Origin of the sequence: Amycolatopsis sp. WGS_07, from assembly GCF_045278895.1 — a bacterium.
Lineage (GTDB): Bacteria > Actinomycetota > Actinomycetes > Mycobacteriales > Pseudonocardiaceae > Amycolatopsis.
In genome coordinates this window covers 7585779-7603453 of record NZ_CP136053.1, presented here as the reverse complement: position 1 = coordinate 7603453, position 17675 = coordinate 7585779, and the positions used below count along the sequence as shown (strand labels likewise).

The following is a 17675-nucleotide window of genomic DNA, read 5'->3' as shown; positions in this document are numbered from 1 at the left end:
ATACTAGAGGTTCTACATTCTTCTGGCGGATCCAGCCAACCATTTTTTTGGAGCAGATGAGCATGACGGTGAAAGTCGGGATCAACCATTCCGCACTCAATGACGGCGCGGTTCCCCATCCTGGCGCGGTCGCGCGCCGGATCGAAGATCTCGGCCTGGACTCCTTCTGGTGCGGAGACCATCTCAGCACGCGGGACGCGACGCTGGAGAGTTCGCTGACCCTGGCCGCAGCCGCGTCCGCGACCGAGCGGATCGACGTGGGCTTCGCCGTACTGCAACTGGCCCTGCGCCCGAGCGCGTGGGTCGCGAAGCAGATCGGCACCCTGCACTTCCTCAGCGAAGACCGCCTGCTCCTAGGCGTCGGCGTCGGCGGAGACCGCCCCGACGAATGGGCCGCCGCGGACGCCCCCTTGCCGAACCGGGGCCACCGGACCGACGCACTCCTGCGGGCCCTCCCCCGCCTCCTGTCCGGCGACCCGACCCGGCTCCCGGACAACGACGCCGAAGTCACCCTGCTGCCCTGCGTCCCGATGCCCCCGGTGTGGATAGGCGGCCACTCTCCGGCCGCCCTGCGCCGAACCGCCCGCTACGGCCAGGGCTGGCTGCCGGCCCTGCTGACGCCGGACCAGATCCAGCAGAGCATGGAAACCGTCGCCCGCCTGGCCGACGAAGCAGGCAACCCCACCCCCGCCGCCGGCGTACAGCTGTTCACCGCGATCACCGCCACCCCAGGCGACCCCGAACACCGCCAGCTAGCTCGATTCCTGTCCGACAAGTTCGGCCTGCCAGAGGAACAAGCAGCCGACATCGTCGCCACCGGCCCGCCGGAACACCTGGCCGAACAGATCGCGAGGTACCAGAAGGCCGGAGTAGAACACGTAGTCCTGAGCCCGCTCGGCTCAGACAGCTGGGAACTGCGGACCGCCCTGGCGGCCGAGACGAAGGCCTTGCTGTGAGGGGGTAGCCGGGGGTGCCGTCCGGGCTGTCTCGAGGTGGGGCAGATCCGGGCGGCACTAGCCCGACGTCTTAGCCTCTGCCCGCCTGCTCCAGCGCCCGCCAAAGCACGGGCATCTCCCAGCACAGACTCTCGCTCAGCACTCTCCGGCCTCGGTGAATCACCCGCCACCGATCTACCCGCTGGAGGGGCCTCCACGGGATGCGTTGAACAGCTGTTCGACTCGAAGACCGTCGACCGGACCGTCAGGCGGGCCGGTGAAGCCCGCCGCCAAGAAGCGTCGGCGCAGCGCGGCGGTGGCTGGAGGAGCACGCGATCGCGGCCGGGGATCGACCCAGCGGCCGTTGTGGAGAGCATCAACCGGGCGCAGGCGGAGAGAACAGTGACGCAGGCCGAACTGGCGAACGCCGGAGAGCCCGCCCGGCTGAGCGAGGCCTACCGAGACCTCACTCTCGGCCTGCGGTTCGACCACGAAAAAGAGGCTGTCAATCCGACGGCCTCTCCAAGGGTAGATATTGTTTGTGTCCGAGGGGCGAGTTGCACACTATCCACCCGCTTGCAACTCCCTCGTTGACCGGCAAGTCCTTACTAGCCAGACCCGGAGCCGCCGGGCACCCATCGGGCAATTGGATCGCCGAGGCGATCTTGCTCGCTAGCCACATCGCCGTTCCGAGGCTGCAGGTTGCGTAAAGCGCTGAGCATGAAGGCTGAGTGCTCCGCCAGGAAGAACGGTGAACCACTCTCCTCAGCTGGACTGAACCGATTGTGCACGTCTGGGTTGACTCAGTTGGTCCGACCGTGGGACGGATCGAGTCCGAACCGTGGTGCTGACCTATCGTGCAACCTCGCAACGGTCTGCTTCTCAGAGAGAAGGCACCAGAAATGACGATCGAATGGCTCGCTCCTGCCAGCACGCTCGTGGGCACGGCGCTCGGCTGGTCGCTGACGAGGCTCAGCGACACCTTCAAGCTGAAGTCTGAACGTCACCGACGCGGAAGCGAGTACGCGGCACAAGCGATGGATGCAATCTTGCTCTTCGAGCGGGAGATACCATATATCGTGTATCGCAGTGGAAGAGTCGACCCAGAACGTCAAGCGCGTGCCGATGAAGCCCTGCAGACCCTCTACCGAGTCAGCTACTATGTGCCGGACCGTTTAGTTCGCCAACAGCTCAAACTTGCTCACAACGTTCTAGGCGACCCGGATGGCGTTTCCCAGTGGGCCGTGCACGATCTCGGGATGCCACGACAGTTGGGGCTCTCCATGTGTTGTGAAATTAAAGAGGTACTCGGTGCGTACCTCCGCGACGAGAAGACGAGCGCCATCAGCCAGCGAATGAGGAAGTTCGACGAATCCTACGATGCTTTTATTGCGGAACTAGCCAACCAACAAGAACAGAACGAAGCAGATGAGCGCGAAGAGCGTCGAAAGCGCCGCGAAGCCAGAGGGTGCGATTCAGTCCAGGTGGCTGAGAACTCGGATGAAGAACGGACCTGAGCGAGGGGACAGTGTCGTCCTAGATATCGGAACATTCTGGGCACTTGGTACGCCATAGGTAGGAACAATTATCGCAGGCGCAGACGGCGTCCGTAACGTACCAGTGTTTGGCCCGGACGCACGAGAGGTAGCCGTCGGTAACGCTGTTGGACCGCCGGTCGGCGGCGACTGAGTCGGCGGCGTCGTGCGAATTGAGTTCCCGAAGAAATAGTATGCCGAAAATGACATGAGCATGACAATAACCACAGAAGACGAGATGGCAACAGACCTCCTGGCTACGATTATTCGCTGTTTGGCCTGCTGGACTATCAGCATATTCCTGATCGCTTCAACGTCTTCCTTGGATAGGCTATCTCGATACTGGTCAAGGTCATTCGATAGCGCACGGATAGTATCATCGGCGGCTTGCAACTCGGTACGGAATGACGTAAACCAGGTAAGGGTGAGAAGTCCGGCCAAGATGAGAAGCAAGACGGCTGTAAGTGGGCTATTGAGCACGTCTTTTGCGTTGGCAACAACGATTCCGGTTCCCGCGGCTATTTGAACTACGGTTCGTTCGATCGATTTATTTGCAACTTCCCGAGCTGCCTTCGCTGAGTCCATCGCCGTGTTTATCGCGGCGTCGCGCGCGGCACGGCGAGTCGCTAAGGCTTCAGCAACTGCGCCACGTTGTGACAAATCATACAGGGAGCGAGCAGTTCTGTATATTGGCTCTGCCACATTCGATAAATCACCAGCGTCTGTCAGGGCCAACGAGGCTGCGTGTTGGATTGCTTCCGACTTCGCCGTGTCAGGATTACTTGAAAACCAAGAGAAAAGAGCGATGTCCGCATCGACGCTATCTACCCGGACTGGCATCAAGTGTGATATACGTATTTCCCTTGCGCCTGAGAAATTCAGGCTAACACTCTCAATTCCAACGGTCACATCCCGCGCAATCCAATAGAAAACTAGTGATCGGCAAACCCCATTGAATGCGGCCGCCAACTCACGCGCTTCGTCCGATACCGTACTGGCGACAATTGGGACGATTTCGAGCGGTGATGGCAACGGATACCGCCCTGGTATCAGCAGAGCACCACGTTCTTCTGGAAGTCTCGGAGTGCTGGCGACTTCTAGGCTCGCTGCTGTGCCTTGTACCCTGAGTGCTGGAAGCTCAAGGCTGAACTCTTCGAGGTCACCTACAACGAGTGTGGGTGCGCCTTTAAATAAGTTGGTGACGAAAGAATGCCATCTCCTGCCGAGCAACTCTTCTGACAGCTTAGCAATATTCTCCAAGTAGTGACACCCGGTTCGAGTTGGATCATTGCTAAACCTTACGCTTAGAGTGCCACTCATGGAGGAGCATAGCTCTAGCAGTCGTTTGATGTCTCCTCGGCCCATAGATCGCTTGATCTCGTCAGCCGACGACTCGTCGAATATGCTTTCGAAGTCACCCTCTTGTTCGGGCAAATATTTTCCGGCCGCTAGAGACAATCGAAGCTCGCACTCTTGCTCGCTAAGATGAAGAACAAAGTCTTGCCCGAGCGATCGCAATACTTCAAATTCTTCAAAGAGTGCGCAGCCAGTCGGTATAGCAAGTTCAATGTAAACCTGATCTAGATCGTCTGTCCTTTGGGTAATGGTTGCGCGTTCGACAAGACGGTCAAGCACCTTTAACGCTTGAATGATGGGCAACGAGTTTGCGTTCGTCGTCACTTGTAGGTCTTCTTGGGCTCGGTGGACGATACTACGGTGACCGTCCAACCTCGCTTATCGTTTTCGGTTACGGCCGTCGACTGATCGATAGCTGATGCCGGTCCGCTAATAGTGATTAGTCCAGCTGTAATAGTGGCTCTAAAAGCCGTGCTTGTGCCAACGTTGCGAATCGGCCGCTTGTGTTCCTGAAGTTTTGATTCAATAGCGTCCCAATTCTGCTCAAGCTCCGGCACTTGTTCCAGAAGACCTTCTGTCACGGCAGGCAGCGCCCCACCTTCAACACCTTCCAAGGCCGAGACTACGCGAGACGTTAGCTTAGGATCAACGCTGTTCACTGCCCTGAGGAAAGCCAGGGCCGCCTCTTCCGGGCGAGCATCAATTCTAATTCCGAACGCGCGAACAAAGTATTCTGCAGTAGACTTCTGGGCAAGCTTGTCGCCAACGATAACGTCGCTATCTTCGCGACCGTCAGGTGTAACTAGACCCTTTTGGATCTTCCCAGGCGCATCGAGGACATTCCGAACAGTACCAAGTGATTGGGTTCCATCCGCAAGCTCTTGGAGAACGCCGGCATTCTTGCTCGTCACCTGCAACTTAAGTACAACAGTGAGCGCTTTTTCTTCGACGTTGAGTCGTGCGAACAGGAGTAAGCCTGGTGACGTTCGACCATTCATTTCGGCCACTAAGCGTTCGGTAAAGATAGTGACCGCGTCTAAGAATTCTTCTGGACTTCCGCGGTCCAATTGGCCGAACAGTGTACGGGCTTCCTCTTCGCAAAACACTGCCGCCGGAGAGTCTCCTTCTTCACCACGCTTGACTAGTTCCTTGTAGTGCTCGTGTATGAACTCTTCAGTGTTTTCCTCATGCGGTCGAAGCTGTGCGCGAGCTACTTGTGCGTTAACGGAGACATACTCATATGCAAGTAGTTCAATCGCCATCTCTCCGACCCCTCTCGCGCAGGTTGCGGCTCACGTCTACAAGGCCGCATCAAGTTGAACATCTACCTAACGTTAATTCCCTCGCAAAGGCAAGTCGGCGCGCAGCGCGAGGCTTGATCAATTATTCGCGTTTGGTGACCGGTTGATCGTTCAACGATGGCCTTTGCTGAGGATCGTGAGGCTGCGCCGCCCGCGATGGCGGGAAGCAGCGGCCCAAACGCTCTTGAACTGCCTGGTGGGTACCGCTGACATCCGTATGCTCCACTGGGGCACGGGGCGTTCTGAGGCCGGTCAATACTGGAAGCCTCCCATGTCGAAGGTTGTTACCAGCCGGGTCGAGAACAGACCTCCAGCTGTTACACCGAGTTATCAACGCCCTCTGTTTCGAGTCTGGATCGTGACCATGGGTTGGACGTCAAAGGAGGCTGGAGGCTGTGCAGCGTGACTCATGAGCATGGGTCATGGAAGACGTTCGGTGAGCGGCTGGTCCACGACAGCCGGTAGGTTCAACGTCCGGGCTGACGGACATCGAGGCACCGAGCAGCGAGCGCTGGGAGTACTGCGTGGTGCACCTGGCACGGATCGCCATCGCGCTGATAGTCAATGGGCGAAAGGAGCTGGGCGCAAGCCGTTGAGAGGAACGTAGGCGCATACCCAACGCGCCAGGAAATAAGCGACTCGGGATATGGGTGGGTAAGAAATGAACGCAAGTAGTGCACCATGGTGGTTGTCGGTCCTTACTTCTTTCATTGCGGCATTGGCAACGCTTGGCGCTGTTTGGCTAACCAATCGTGCGAACGAGCGACGTGCAGGCGCGGAGCTGCGCAACACGCAGGAGCAATTTAAGAAGCAGCTGGAGGCGCAACGTGCCCAGTTCGTTACGCAAATGGCTGAGCAGCGTGAAGTCGAAGAAGTGAAGTTGTTGCACGAACGACGTATCGAAGTCTGTCGAGACGTTTCGTTAGTACTGCGAGATGTTGCGGAGGTTGCAGCGGAAATACGGAAACGGTATGAGAAGAACTGGGAACTAATGTCTGTCGTAGCCTACAGAGAGCTGCACGATAAGATCGACAACTTGACAATGCTAGGACACAGGCTGCAGAACGTTTCGCGAATGGCGCTACTTACTTGTGGGCCTAATGTGTGCATAGCGATCGATAGTTGTGGCACCGATACGGTGCATGTAGCTGGTCAGCTAAAGCATCATCACGCTAGTCGTACTTGGCAGCGGTTGGATATGAGCAAGGCGCGAAAGATTGTGATCCGGAATCATAGTGCATGTATCGGTAGCATGGCTTTAGAATTGGGGAACCGGTGGCGCTTGCCGCCGATGAAGCTTGAGAATGATCCAATCTCCGAATCTGATTTGCTTACTTCTGGCAGGGAAGATTGCCTGCCCGTAGAGCTGTTGGACGAGCAAAACGTCGCGAAATGAAACACTGAAACGCTTCTGAAACACTTTGCAACGCCCTGACCTGCTATGTTTAGACGTTTTAGTTATCTTTTCTCTGCTGGGTAGGTAGTTGTGTTCGAAGTGGGCGATGACGAGGGCGGCTTGGGCGATGTGGCCGATCTTGCTTGGGGCTTGCCGTGATGTGGTGGAGGGTGCGCCAGGCTGGCGAGCAGGGCGAATCCGTGTTTTCCGAGGGCGCGGAGCAGGGCGTTGGATGCTCGGTTGTCGGTCGCGAGGCGCGCTGCCGGCGGGTTGTTTGATCGGGGTGCGCGCGCCGACGCCGGTGCCTTGATAGGCGGGATCGGCCAGCGTATGAAGGTTCAGTTGTGATGCGGCCCAACATAGTGCGCCCAGGGGTGCGGTCTCGGGCGGCGGTCAGGTTGTGCGTGGGAACCGGGCGACACGTCCGATACCCAGATGGGTAGCCTGTCCGGGCGCATCACGGCTTGGATGTTCCCGTCGAAAGTGACGGGTTTTGCGTGCGTACCAGGCGTCGATTCCTTCGCCGCGGTGTTAAAGGTTTTCTCGGCGCACCAGTCCAAACCGACAACTTTCCCGTCCAGGATCATGTGTGACCGTCCTCGACGACGACACGGCGCGTCGCGTCGTGTAGGTCGGGCGGGGTAGGCAGCGATCGAGATTAGGAACATCTGCCGGGGCAGATCGAGGGGATGCGCGTGGCAGGGAGCCGAGGCCGCTGTTGCCGACGGTGACAGCGGCTGGACAGCCGATGCTGAGGATACGGCGATGCTAGGATGCTAATGGTGAACCGGATGTCGGTGGGCAGCGAAGCGTTTTTCCATGATGGCCTGCGATCTGCCGGACTAGTTCGATGTCTGCATCATATGAACTGCCGGTTTCGCGCGGGTCGACCGTGAAAATGCCAAGGTCTCGTTGTCCGCAGTAGACGACTGATTCACCGCTGTTCATGGAGTATCGGTCGAACGCGGTCGTGAGGCCGGCCTGCCAGGCGACATCAGCAGGGACAACGTGAAGTGTGAGCGATCGTGACCCCGCAGCGGCGCGGGCAAGGGATCGTAGGTTCTGGCTTGGGTTCGTAATCCCGTCGCGGAGAGCGCGATCGGTTACGAACGCCTCCAGCTGGGCAGACTGTGTATCCGGGTGAGGACGCGGGATCCGCAGCACCTCCGGCATTGCGAATGGATCCCACGTGACGATTGATTGTGCGGACTCGTTGTGCGCAACCAGCGCTATGGTTCGAGCTGGAGACCCCGGCGTGCCGCGAACGACCCAGCACTGTTCTGCTGTGCCTTCGGCAATACGGAGAATGTCGCGCCTTGCGTTGCCGACGGCGCCGATTGCACCCAGGATGCCAGCGACATCCGCGAGGCTCGGCGCGCGGCGCGCTTGCTCCCAGCTGGACAGCATCGCGGGCGCAACGCCGATTCGGCGTGCCAGCTCGCGGAGTCCGAAGTTGGCTTCGATGCGCGCGTTTCGGAGACTGGCTCCGAGGATGCGCGTTCGAGGAGTCGGGGGCATCGCAGTTCGGGTCTATCCGCGGCTACCGCGACAGTGCCGGATGATTCGGCGGGATCGGAATGCCGTTGGCGCGGCGGTACTGGTAGTCGCAGTGGACGCACGTGACGAGGACGCAGTTGGGGTCGCGGCTGTCACGCGACTTGAAACCGGCCGGCGCGGCGAGGCCGCACAGCATGGTCACGTCTTCGCCAGGGGCCGGGACTGAGTCGAGGAGGGCGCGGTGCCACACGCCATCCACGACTGGGTGGACGTGATCGAGATCGATGAAGATCAGCGCTTGCATGAGGATCCCCGTACCGGTGGTTGGCGCGTCTCGAAGCCGTCACAGAGGGCCGGGTGGCCGCGGAGTGGCGTGACACGATGAAAGCGGCTTTGAGCTGGGCGAATCACGGTTGTGACGGCTGTGACGTGTCCCAGGACCCTGCTCACTAGGGCGCCTGAGACGCCCAGTTCGAGCCGGAGTCGACTGCCGCGTCTGGTGTCACTGCGGTTCCGCGCCAACTGGCATCCGACCTCTCCCCGAAAGCCTGCGGTCTGTTGAAATCATTCAATGCGTCCGGCTGGTGCGAGACCACGGCGGTCGTGTGGCAAGGCTGTGGCACTTGCGCGGATAACCTGCGTCTGCATTTGCTATCGTCCAACTTGGCTGGCCAGAAGGGGTGAGGTGCGGCGATGGCGGAGCGGCGAGAAGCGCTGATTTTGGCTCGCGAAGACGCTGGTCATACGCAGGAGACGCTCGCCGCGGTGCTCGGCGTCGACCGGACGACCGTCGCGCGCTGGGAATCCGGTGGGCATCGCCCGTTGCCGCATCAGTGGCCGGAGCTGGGAAGGGTGCTCGGGCGACCGGTGGCTGACGTGCGGGCATTTTTCGGGCAAGGCTCGCCCGAAGCGGGCTGCCCCGCGCTTACGTCGGCGTTCGAATGGTTGGACAAGTCGGCGGGCTGGGCTTCGGGGACAGCACGGCGCGCTGTGCGACCGAAGGCGGGCGGTGAGCGTCAGAGCGGTCGCCGAGCTGAGGAGGCGGAGGTACTTCGACAGTTCTACGGCGCTCCCGAGGGCGAACACTGCTACTTCGGTGCGGCGGTCGGTGGCGAACTGGTCACCACGAGCGTGGTAACCAGACCTGACTGGACTGATCTCCGCTGTTCGCTGGACGCCCGGCGGGATGTGCTCGTGCTTGGTGCACGAGGTGCCGTGGCGCAAGGAGTGCGGACAAAGGACGCCGCGTTGGCTCGGCTGGCAGAAGCAGCGACGGCGGACGTCCGGATTGCCGATCGCCCGCTGTACCGGCTGCTCGACGTCGATGTTTGCACCGATCATGTCGGTGGCACAGTCGGCACTACGTCGTTTGTCGAGTACGCGTTGGGTCCGGACCTGCTGGAACGGGAGTTAGCGACTGGTGAGACCCGGTTGCGGAGTGAGCTGCTGCCGGGACCTCGCTGGCGTTCTCGACATGCGCAGTCGTCTTTGTGCTGGTGGCGTCCTAGCCCTGACGGCTATCGCCCGACCGGCGGATTCCGTGCGCCGTGAGGCTGACTACCTCTTGCTCGTCCAGGAACGGTCCGGCCATGTGGTCAACGGCTCGGGGCGGCTCGCCGGCATTCCGAAGGGGTTCCACGGTCCGCTCGCGGACCAGCGCGGAGACGCGCGGATCAGTGCAACGCTCAGGCGTGAGCTGGAGGAAGAGCTGTTCGGCCGGGACGACGTCGACACCACGACGGAGGTGCAGCGCGCGGCCGATCCGATGCACCCGACGCGGCTCTCGGAACCGATGCGGTGGTTGACGGCGGAGCCGGGTCGGATGCGGACGGAGTGCACCGGGTTCGGGTTCAACCTGGTCAGCGGGAACTACGAGTTCGCGGCGCTCGTCGTGATCGAGGACGAAGAGTTCTGGCCGCGGTTCGGCGGAGTGGTCGAGGCGAACTGGGAAGTCTCTGGCCTGAGGCAGTACTCGTCGCTCGACCGCGAACTGGTCGGCGAGCTGATCACCGATGAGAAGTGGACGAACGAGGGCCTGTTCGCCTTCCTGCTCGGCCTGCGCCGATTGTCGGAGATCGGCGGTGCGCGGGTGTCGCTGCCGCCGATTGACCTACGTTGCTGACGGCCACCGGACGGTCAGCACGACGGAGTCGGCGAGCGCTTCCCAGGAGTGGTCGATTCCTGGACCCCACATGACGTAATCGCCTTGGCGCGCCATGGTTTTCGTGCCGCCGGTGACATCGATGCGGAACTCACCGGAGATGAGCATAACGAGCGTGGTGCGCTGGTCATCGGCCGTCCACTCGGGACGCTTGTCTCCTGTGGGGTGGTTGGCCCACTTGACTTCCACGTCGTTCGTGGCTCGAACTCCGAGCGAAGGGTCGAGGAAGTGGCCGACCAGCCAGCCGCGGTTGCCTGCGGCGTCTTCGTTGGCGTTGCCGCTGGTCCAGCCCTCGGTCACTCGCTGATCTCCCACTCGATCGTTGGCAGGCGCACCCGGTCTCCGCCGATTTCCGCGAGGCGTCGAAGTCCTTGCGTCATGGCGAACAAACCTTCGTTGCTCCACGCTACATCAGTCAGCAGCTCGGTCAGAAGCTCGATGTCCGTGGTCGAATACTGGCGCAGCGTCGAGGATTCCCAGTTCGCCGCGACGACTCCGCCGTACTGATTCCAGAACTCTTCGTCTTCGATGACGAGGAGGCTGGCGAACTCGAAGTTGCCGCTCACCAAGTTCAGCCCGAACCCGGTCGTCTCCATGCGGAGGCGGCCGGGTTTTTGCACGAGCCAGCGCATCGGCTCGGACATGAGCGTCGGGTGCATCGGGTCCGCGGTCAGTGAATCGGTGACGGTGTTGTCGATGTCGGGACGGCCGAACAGTTCCTCTTCCATCTCGCGCCGGAGCGTCGCGCCGATCTGTGCGTCGCGCCGGACGTCGGTGAGGGGGCTGGTGGAAGCCCTTCGGGATGACGGCCAGGCGGCGGGCCGCGTTCAGGACGTTGCCTGAGCGTTCTTGGACTAGCAGGATGTAGTCGGCTTCTCCGCGGAACGGGTCGGCGGGGCGGGCGATGGCGGTGAGGGCGAGTGCGCCGCCGGCGCAGAGCCGGGTTCCGACGTCGAGGACGGACGCCAGGTTGGGGAGGTAGCGGTCTCGCAACGGGAGCTTGAGCGGGCCGCCGGCGATGATGGCGTCGACCAGTTCGCCCTCCAGCAGATCCAGCGTCAGGGCGTAGTGGACGAAGTGCGTGGTGCCAAACGAACCGGCGAGCTGGTGTTTCGCGATGTCGAGGGCGAGCGCGCGGTAAAGAGGGCTGTTCACGAGGCGGGTGTTCATGGCCAGCGACTCGGCGAGCCGGTGAACTGCCGCGGTGGCGGCGCGCTCGTCGAGGGCCAGGTCTGCCTCGGGCTGCGCGGTGGCGACCTTGAATCGGTCTGATGCGGGGCGTAGCTCGCAGTCGAGATCCAGCCAGTTCGCGCAGGTCAGGACGCTGGTGTTCACGAGTTCGGTGCCGACTCGCGCGGTGTACAGGCCGTGTTCGCCGGCTCGGCTGCCGTAGTAGGCAGCAAGCGCGTCGGCGGTGTCGCGCTGGGTGACCCAGCTCCGGCGCGTGCTGCGGTCGCGCAGGGCTTGAGTGTCCAGTTGCGCAGCTTTGGCGGCGACTGCGCGGCGGGCGGTTCCGGGAGACCAGTGTGCGTGCTGGTCGATCCATTCGAGCGCGGACGCGATGTTCGGGTCGTCGTCTAGGCGGGGACCTCCGGGGGTCTCCGCCGGAGCAGTGCCGGTCAGTTCGGCGAAGCGGGCGCGCTCGGCGTCACCGACTTGCTCGTAGGCGCGGTCGAGCACCTGTTGCATCTCCGACCGCGGGCGCAGGTCCGGCTTCTGGTGCCAGGACGCGACCGTGCGGACGCCAATGCCGAGGCGTGCGGCGAAACCTTCATTGCTCATTCGGAGGGCGGCTTGCAGCGCTGATGCGGTGCGGCCAGTCCATTCGTCGGCCGGATTCATCGGCTCGCGCATTCCGAATTCGAAGCTGCATTAGTCGTGCACTGCTCATGCACTGCCGGTGCATGGGAACGGTCGCCGTTTCGGCCTTGAATTCGGGGTATGGAAATCACCTGGTTCATCAGCCCGACGCGCAAGCCGTCAGCGCTTCTTCTGCACGTGGTCGACGACGGTCGCCAGGCTGGTCTGGACGTCGTCCAGCCGGTCGAAGATCTCGTCCAAGCGCTGCTCCAGCGCGTCGAGGCGAGTCGAGAGTTCGCCGCCGTCGTCGGCCGGCTCGTCGGGGTGCGGAGGCGTGCGGTTCTGCAGCACCGCCTGCAGATGTTGCGGGTGCCAGCCGAGCGTGGTCGAGAGTGCTTCGAGCGTGCGCGCGCTCCGTCGGCGCTCGACCGTGTGGTGCTGCAGCTCGCGCACGATCGCCTGCGACACGTGCGACCGCTCCGCCAGCTCGCGCTGCCGCCAGCCGAGTTCGTGCACCCGCATGTCGATCGCCTTCGCGACCGCAGCCCAATCCTCCGACACCTATTCCTCCGCGCTCCGCCTCAGCGCCGAGATTAGCGCGTCATTGCGCTTTTCTCGCGCCGCGTAGCGGGTGTGCCGCGGCGCGTCGGATATCTATGCCCTTCGGGCAGCTGAAATCAACAACATAGTCTTGAAATCATCAGATTGGCCTTTTCTTATGAACTCGAATGTCACTTTTCACACGCCGGATGAAGCGGCTTGGCTGCTCGGTGTCTCGCGGGGCGCGGTCAGTCGGGCCATCCGGAGTCGCAAGCTGCGGGTGGTCCGTCGCCGGGAAGGGCTGCGGACCCCATCCACCGAGCTGACGCGCGTCCTTGGCGGGGGTGCGGCGTGATGGACGAACTCACTTCGATCGGGATTGCTTGGCGGCTCGACGCGCTTCGTTGGGTGCCGTCCGATGTGCTCTACGACGTTGTGACCAGGGACGGACTCTGTATGTGGCCTCCAGACGGTGACCCGCCGCCCGCGTCGTCGGACGCGGAACTCGCTGCCCGGATGTGCGGCCGGTGTCCGGTCCGGGACATGTGCCTGGAACTGGAGTTGCGGACGGCTGGTGCGGCGACGGTCGGTGTCTGGGGCGGGATGACGGACGACGACCGGCGGGCGTTGCACCCGCATTGGCTGCGCCGTGGCGAGCGGGCAGGGGGTGCGCGATGAACGGGCTGACCGTGGCACCGACGCAGCTCGTGGCCGGAGTCGGTGTGCTGCTGGTGCTGTTTTGGGTGTGGCGTGCGGGTGCGCGCCGGGCGAAGGCGGCTGCGGAGAAGGCGCGGTCTGGGGCGCGGTTGGTGTCGTTGGCCGGGCGGGTCGTGTTCAATGCGGCGCTGATCGTGGCGGTTCAGTGGGTGGTGATCGCTCACCAGGGCCGGACGTGGGTCTTGCTGGCGGTGTTGGGGTTGCCTGCGCTGTTCGCTGCACACGCGCTGACCCGGGCGCTCACTGTGACGACGGTCGACACCTCGAAGCGGGGTGGTCGGCGATGAGCAGGGCGCAGAAGCTTGCGCAGGACGCGGCCGAGGCGGCGGAAGTGCGGGTATACCAGACGGATCCGGACGTTGTGGCGCTGCGGATTGAGCGGGTGCGGCAGCAGGTCGACTGGATGGCGTGGTCCGGGATCGTGCTCGGGCTGGGCTTCACGATGACGAACGTGCAGACCTTCGCATCGGCTGACGCGGCGGTGTGGTCGTTGTCGTGGCTGTCGGCGTGGGTGCTGGATCCGACGGTTTCGTTGGTACTGCTGGCGATTCTCCGGGCGGAGCAGGTGACGGCGCGGTACCAGGTTAGGACTGGGCCGTGGGTGCGGCGGGCGAAGTGGTTCACGCTGGCGGCGACGTATGTCATGAACACCTGGACGTCGTTCATGGCCGGTGAGGCTGCGGCGATCGTGTTGCACTCCGTTCCGCCGTTGGTGGTGTTTGTGGCGGTGGAGGCTGTCACTGATCTCCGGGACAAGCTGACCGATGCCGTGCTGGTGGCTGCTGGTGAGCGTCGAGTTGTCCGGCCGGTCGAGGGCGGGCGGCGGAAGCTGTTCGCGGACTACCTCGCGGAGGCACGGGCGGCTTGGGCTCCGGGCGTGGAGATCACGCCGGCGTGGGTTCGGCAGGAGACCGGGTGTTCGCGGGGGTTGTCGCCGCGGCTGGCTCGGACGTTGCGCGCGGAGGTGGCCAATGGCTGACGACGCGCTGGTCAAGGCAGACCCGATACTCGACGGGGAGCTGGTGGATGACACGTTGCCGCAGCCTCGGCGGCGGAAGCGGTTTGAGTCGTGGTGGCTGCGGTCCGGGTGGGTGCCGACGTGGTTGAAAGACCGGAGCCACGCACGGCAGGCGGCGAAGGACTTCGTTGCGGGTGTCGTGCGCTCGCCGTTCCGGTGTCTGGGTGCGGTGGCGCGCGGGCTGGTTGCGGCTGCGCGGTGGTGGCGAGCTTGGGTGACTGTTCGGGACTTCCGGGAGGCGGCGGAGCAGTCGGAGAAGTTGGCGGACAAGTTTGCCGATATCCGGGCGCTGACGCTGTTCCGGTGGAAGGTCACGGGTGCGGTTGCGACCGGCGCCGTCGCGGTCACTCTGATGGCTCACCTGGTCTACGGTGCCGTTGCTCTTTGGGCTGTCGGTGGAGTCTTGGCGGTTGCGTTGGCCGTGCTCGGACGGCAGCGCGAAGGGAGTCCGGGGCGAAAGGCGGTGCTGGCCGGGCCGCGGACGTTGCGCTGGACGATGGATCCGCAGGTGCTGGTCGACGCGTTCCGGGACGCGAAGCTGGTCGGCAAGGACGAGACGTTGCGGCTGGTCGAGCGGGCTACGCGGATGGGCGACGGCTGGGCGATCACCGTGGATCTTCCGGCTACGCGGAAGGCCGCGGACGTGATCAAGAACCGGGAGGCGCTGGCGTCGGCGCTCGCGGTGGATGAGGTGCAGCTGATCGTGGAGCGGGTGCGCGGTAACGGCGGGCACGCTGGGCGGGTCGCGATGTGGGTTGCTGATGAGGATCCGTACGCATCTGCCCCGAGGAGGACGCCGTTGCTCGACGCGGCGCGGTGGGATGCGTGGCGGCCGGTCCCGTTCGGACGGGATGCGCGGGACCGGCGGGTGGATCTTCCTTTGGTGTGGACGTCGTTGCTGGTCGGGGCGATTCCTCGGCAGGGCAAGACATTCGCGGCCCGGCTGGCCGCGGCGGGGCTGGTGCTCGACCCGTTCACGCGGCTCTACGTAGCGGATTTCAAAGCTGGGAAGGATTGGGACGCTGCTGGCCGTGTGGCGCATCGGTTCATGTCGGGTGATGAGCCGGAGCATGTGTTGGCGCTGGTTGGGTGGCTGGTGGAGCTGGTCGGCGAGGTGCAAGGACGGTTTCGGCGGATGCGGGAGCTGGACGACGAGACGTGTCCGGAGTCGAAGGTGACGCCGGCGATGTCGCGGGACCAGGCGTTGGATATGCCGATCACGGCCATTTTCGTTGACGAGGTACAGGTTCCGTTGGAGGACCGGACGCCGGTCAAGGTCGAGGGCAAGACATTGACCGCGGGTGAGTACGTCGGCGAATTATTGACGTGGTTGGCGAAGAAGGGGCCGGCGGCCGGGATTGTGCTGGTGTTGGCGACGCAGCGGCCTGACTCGAAGACGATTCCGTCCGGGTTGCGGGCGGTGCTGGGGTCGCGGTTTGCCCTGCGGGTCATGGACTGGCGGGACAGCAACATCGTGCTCGGCGAGCAGATGAACACGCGGGGGTATGACAGCAGTCGGTTGCTCGCATCGCATAAGGGAGTTGGGATTCTTCGGCCGGACGGGGATGCGCAGGCTGGCGGGGATGTGCTGGCGCTGACTGTGCGGACGTATTACATGCCGAATGAGGATTGGCAGACGATCTGTCGCCGTGGTCGGGAGTTGCGTGAAGCTGAGGGAACTCTGACCGGGCACGCGGCCGGGACGAACTTGGCGCTGGAGAACACCTTGAAGGTGCTCGGACAGGCGGAGGCCGCAACGTCTGCCGTGCTGCCGGAGCCGCTCGCGTCTCTCGCTGGCTACCTCGACGGTGACGAGCGGGAGTTCATCCCGACAGCTGAGCTGGTCGAGGCGTTGGCGGTGGACGCGAAGGAGTTCGCACAGCTGATGGCGGACCTTGGCTGCCTGGGCAGGCGCGGGCGAGTATCCGGTGAGGACGGGCGTGTCAGGCAGGTTCGCGGCTACCTGAGGGCTGAAATCAGTGCATCGATCGACCGAGAACGAACGCGAGCCGGCGAGGTGCGCGGGGGTACCGCATCATGACTCGCCGCGGAACCTCATCCAGTGCAGTTCGGGTTATCCTGCCAGTGAAGACGCCGACACTGACCGTGCCTGCGGCACGAGCACTGCTGGCGATCCTAATCGAATTAACTGCGGTTCCAGTCCTGGAACCGGTCGAGGGGTGCAGCATGACGGCTGATTTCATCAGTGACCCGTGGGCGACACTGGACGAGATTCTGGGTGTCCAGGCGGTCGAGCCGGTCGACGAGGGCATCGGGCCGGTCGCGTTCTACGGGCGGTGCTCGACGGAGGACAACCAGGACCCGGAGACGTCGTTGGGCTGGCAGCTCGGTAACGCGCGGAAGTTTGTGGAGCCGTTCGGCGGGCGGGTGACCACCGAGTATTTCGACGTAGGTCAATCGCGGTCAGTCCCGTGGGAGCGGAGGAATGAGGCTTCGCGGCTGTTGGCTGCGCTCAAGGATCCGCGTCGCGGCTGGGATGCGATCGTGGTCGGTGAGGGCACGCGGTGCTGGTTCGGCAACCAGTTCTCGCTGATCGCACCTCGGTTCGCGGCGTACGGCGTGGACCTGTGGGTGCCGGAGCTGGGCGGTAAGTTCGATCCGCGGAATCCATCGCACAAGATGCTGATGAGCGTGCTCGGCGGGATGAGCGAGTCGGAGCGGCAGCACGTGCAAGCCCGGGTGCGGGCGGCGATGGACACACAGGTGATCAACGAGGGCCGTCATCAAGGCGGCCGTGCACCATACGGGTACGTGGTGGTCGACGGCGGGCCGCATCCGAATCCGCGGAAGGCGGCGGAGGGGTTCCGGCTGCGATTGCTGGCTGTGGACGAGTTCGCCGCCGATGTGGTCCGGCGGATCTTCGCCGCCTACTTGGACGGTTGGGGTGACCGGGCGATTGCGAATGAGCTGAACCGGCTCGGGATTCCGTGCCCGTCGGCGCACAAGCCAGCGCAGAACCGGCACCGGTTCGCGGACGGCTGGCAGGGCAGCACGGTGCGGTCGATCGTGGAGAACCCGCGGTACACCGGTTACGCGTTCTTCGGGCGTTGGACGCGGCAGGAGATGCTGTTGGACCCGGAGGACGTGGCGGCCGGGAACGTCGTGCGGTTCAGGCGTGCAGCGCCGGAGCGCGTTGTCCGCTCGCGCAAGCCTGCGCACCCGGAAATCATCTCAGTGGAGGACTTCACGCAGGCTCAGCTGCTGCGTCGTTCCAAAGCTGCTGGTGGACTCCGGACCGCGCGGAAGACCGAGCGGTCTGCGCGCGCGGTCAAGCACCAGTACTTGTTCCGCGGCTTGATTCGCTGTGTGGCGTGCGGACGGAAGATGGAGGGCAGTCCGCGCAAGCACGGCATGTATTACCGGTGCCCGGCGCGGACGCTTGCTCCGGGTTCACCGGC

17 protein-coding genes and 3 pseudogenes are annotated in these 17675 nt (G+C 63.2%); 13 read left to right on the top strand and 7 right to left on the bottom strand.

The window, feature by feature from the left end; all coding sequences use genetic code 11:
• The first annotated feature begins 62 nt into the window (after window positions 1-62).
• A complete protein-coding gene (locus RPX00_RS35670) occupies window positions 63-956 on the top strand; it encodes an LLM class flavin-dependent oxidoreductase (RefSeq protein ID WP_406631992.1) in 894 nt (297 codons plus the stop codon).
• 881 nt (window positions 957-1837) lie between these two features.
• Window positions 1838-2452: a hypothetical protein gene (locus tag RPX00_RS35665; RefSeq protein ID WP_406631990.1), complete on the top strand. Its 615-nt coding sequence runs from the start codon at window positions 1838-1840 to the stop codon at window positions 2450-2452.
• Here the strand turns inward: RPX00_RS35665 and RPX00_RS35660 are convergent.
• Both RPX00_RS35660 and RPX00_RS35655 read right to left on the bottom strand, forming a co-directional pair.
• Window positions 2411-4150 (bottom strand): hypothetical protein, encoded by a 1740-nt coding sequence (locus tag RPX00_RS35660; RefSeq protein WP_406631988.1) that lies wholly within the window; start codon window positions 4148-4150, stop codon window positions 2411-2413. The genes RPX00_RS35665 and RPX00_RS35660 overlap by 42 nt on opposite strands.
• Window positions 4147-5088: a hypothetical protein gene (locus RPX00_RS35655; RefSeq protein ID WP_406631986.1), complete on the bottom strand. Its 942-nt coding sequence runs from the start codon at window positions 5086-5088 to the stop codon at window positions 4147-4149. Before RPX00_RS35655 ends, RPX00_RS35660 begins: the two co-directional genes overlap by 4 nt.
• 441 nt (window positions 5089-5529) lie before the next feature.
• Here RPX00_RS35655 and RPX00_RS35650 point away from each other — a divergent pair.
• Both RPX00_RS35650 and RPX00_RS35645 read left to right on the top strand, forming a co-directional pair.
• Window positions 5530-5705, top strand: a pseudogene (locus RPX00_RS35650) (NUDIX hydrolase); the annotation flags it as partial.
• A gap of 83 nt (window positions 5706-5788) precedes the next feature.
• Window positions 5789-6523: a hypothetical protein gene (locus RPX00_RS35645; RefSeq protein WP_406631985.1), complete on the top strand. Its 735-nt coding sequence runs from the start codon at window positions 5789-5791 to the stop codon at window positions 6521-6523.
• A gap of 768 nt (window positions 6524-7291) precedes the next feature.
• Here the strand turns inward: RPX00_RS35645 and RPX00_RS35640 are convergent.
• Together RPX00_RS35640 and RPX00_RS35635 are read right to left on the bottom strand one after the other, a co-directional pair.
• Window positions 7292-8041, bottom strand: coding sequence for a Scr1 family TA system antitoxin-like transcriptional regulator (locus RPX00_RS35640; RefSeq protein WP_406631984.1), 750 nt, complete (start codon window positions 8039-8041; stop codon window positions 7292-7294).
• A 22-nt stretch (window positions 8042-8063) separates the two neighbouring features.
• Window positions 8064-8324 carry a zinc finger protein gene (locus tag RPX00_RS35635; protein ID WP_406631983.1) on the bottom strand — a complete coding sequence of 87 codons (261 nt, stop codon included), beginning with the start codon at window positions 8322-8324 and terminating at the stop codon, window positions 8064-8066.
• A 389-nt stretch (window positions 8325-8713) separates the two neighbouring features.
• On the opposite strand from RPX00_RS35635, the pseudogene RPX00_RS35630 reads away from it, so the two are divergent.
• The 3 genes and pseudogenes from RPX00_RS35630 to RPX00_RS35620 all read left to right on the top strand — a co-directional run.
• Window positions 8714-8776: pseudogene (locus RPX00_RS35630) on the top strand (hypothetical protein); the annotation flags it as partial.
• Between the two features lie 9 nt (window positions 8777-8785).
• Window positions 8786-9571: a hypothetical protein gene (locus RPX00_RS35625; protein WP_406643206.1), complete on the top strand. Its 786-nt coding sequence runs from the start codon at window positions 8786-8788 to the stop codon at window positions 9569-9571.
• Complete coding sequence (locus tag RPX00_RS35620) at window positions 9561-10142, top strand: hypothetical protein (protein WP_406631974.1); 582 nt, start codon at window positions 9561-9563, stop codon at window positions 10140-10142. The genes RPX00_RS35625 and RPX00_RS35620 overlap by 11 nt, the downstream gene beginning before the upstream one ends.
• On the opposite strand, the gene RPX00_RS35615 is transcribed toward RPX00_RS35620, so the two are convergent.
• The gene (locus RPX00_RS35615) at window positions 10131-10481 is read right to left on the bottom strand and encodes a signal peptidase I (RefSeq protein WP_406631975.1); all 351 of its coding nucleotides are present in this window, start codon (window positions 10479-10481) and stop codon (window positions 10131-10133) included. The two genes, RPX00_RS35620 and RPX00_RS35615, sit on opposite strands and share 12 nt — an antisense overlap.
• Window positions 10478-10909, bottom strand: coding sequence for a hypothetical protein (locus tag RPX00_RS35610; RefSeq protein ID WP_406631976.1), 432 nt, complete (start codon window positions 10907-10909; stop codon window positions 10478-10480). Before RPX00_RS35610 ends, RPX00_RS35615 begins: the two co-directional genes overlap by 4 nt.
• 340 nt (window positions 10910-11249) lie before the next feature.
• On the opposite strand from RPX00_RS35610, the gene RPX00_RS35605 reads away from it, so the two are divergent.
• Window positions 11250-11453 carry a hypothetical protein gene (locus tag RPX00_RS35605; protein ID WP_406631977.1) on the top strand — a complete coding sequence of 68 codons (204 nt, stop codon included), beginning with the start codon at window positions 11250-11252 and terminating at the stop codon, window positions 11451-11453.
• A gap of 708 nt (window positions 11454-12161) precedes the next feature.
• On the opposite strand, the gene RPX00_RS35600 is transcribed toward RPX00_RS35605, so the two are convergent.
• Window positions 12162-12542, bottom strand: a complete 381-nt coding sequence (locus tag RPX00_RS35600) for a helix-turn-helix transcriptional regulator (protein WP_116199109.1) — start codon at window positions 12540-12542, stop codon at window positions 12162-12164.
• 333 nt (window positions 12543-12875) lie between these two features.
• Here RPX00_RS35600 and RPX00_RS35595 point away from each other — a divergent pair, with 333 nt between their 5' ends.
• From RPX00_RS35595 to RPX00_RS35575, 5 genes and pseudogenes are all read left to right on the top strand, one after another.
• A complete protein-coding gene (locus tag RPX00_RS35595) occupies window positions 12876-13199 on the top strand; it encodes a WhiB family transcriptional regulator (protein WP_406631982.1) in 324 nt (107 codons plus the stop codon).
• Window positions 13196-13525, top strand: coding sequence for a hypothetical protein (locus RPX00_RS35590; RefSeq protein ID WP_406631981.1), 330 nt, complete (start codon window positions 13196-13198; stop codon window positions 13523-13525). The genes RPX00_RS35595 and RPX00_RS35590 overlap by 4 nt, the downstream gene beginning before the upstream one ends.
• Window positions 13522-14217, top strand: coding sequence for a hypothetical protein (locus tag RPX00_RS35585; RefSeq protein ID WP_406631980.1), 696 nt, complete (start codon window positions 13522-13524; stop codon window positions 14215-14217). Before RPX00_RS35590 ends, RPX00_RS35585 begins: the two co-directional genes overlap by 4 nt.
• Entirely contained in the window at window positions 14210-16297 is a 2088-nt protein-coding gene (locus tag RPX00_RS35580) for a cell division protein FtsK (protein ID WP_406631979.1), read from the top strand. Before RPX00_RS35585 ends, RPX00_RS35580 begins: the two co-directional genes overlap by 8 nt.
• Window positions 16294-17673 (top strand): annotated as a pseudogene (locus RPX00_RS35575) (recombinase family protein); the annotation flags it as partial. The gene RPX00_RS35580 and the pseudogene RPX00_RS35575, both read left to right, overlap by 4 nt.
• Window positions 17674-17675 lie beyond the last annotated feature (2 nt).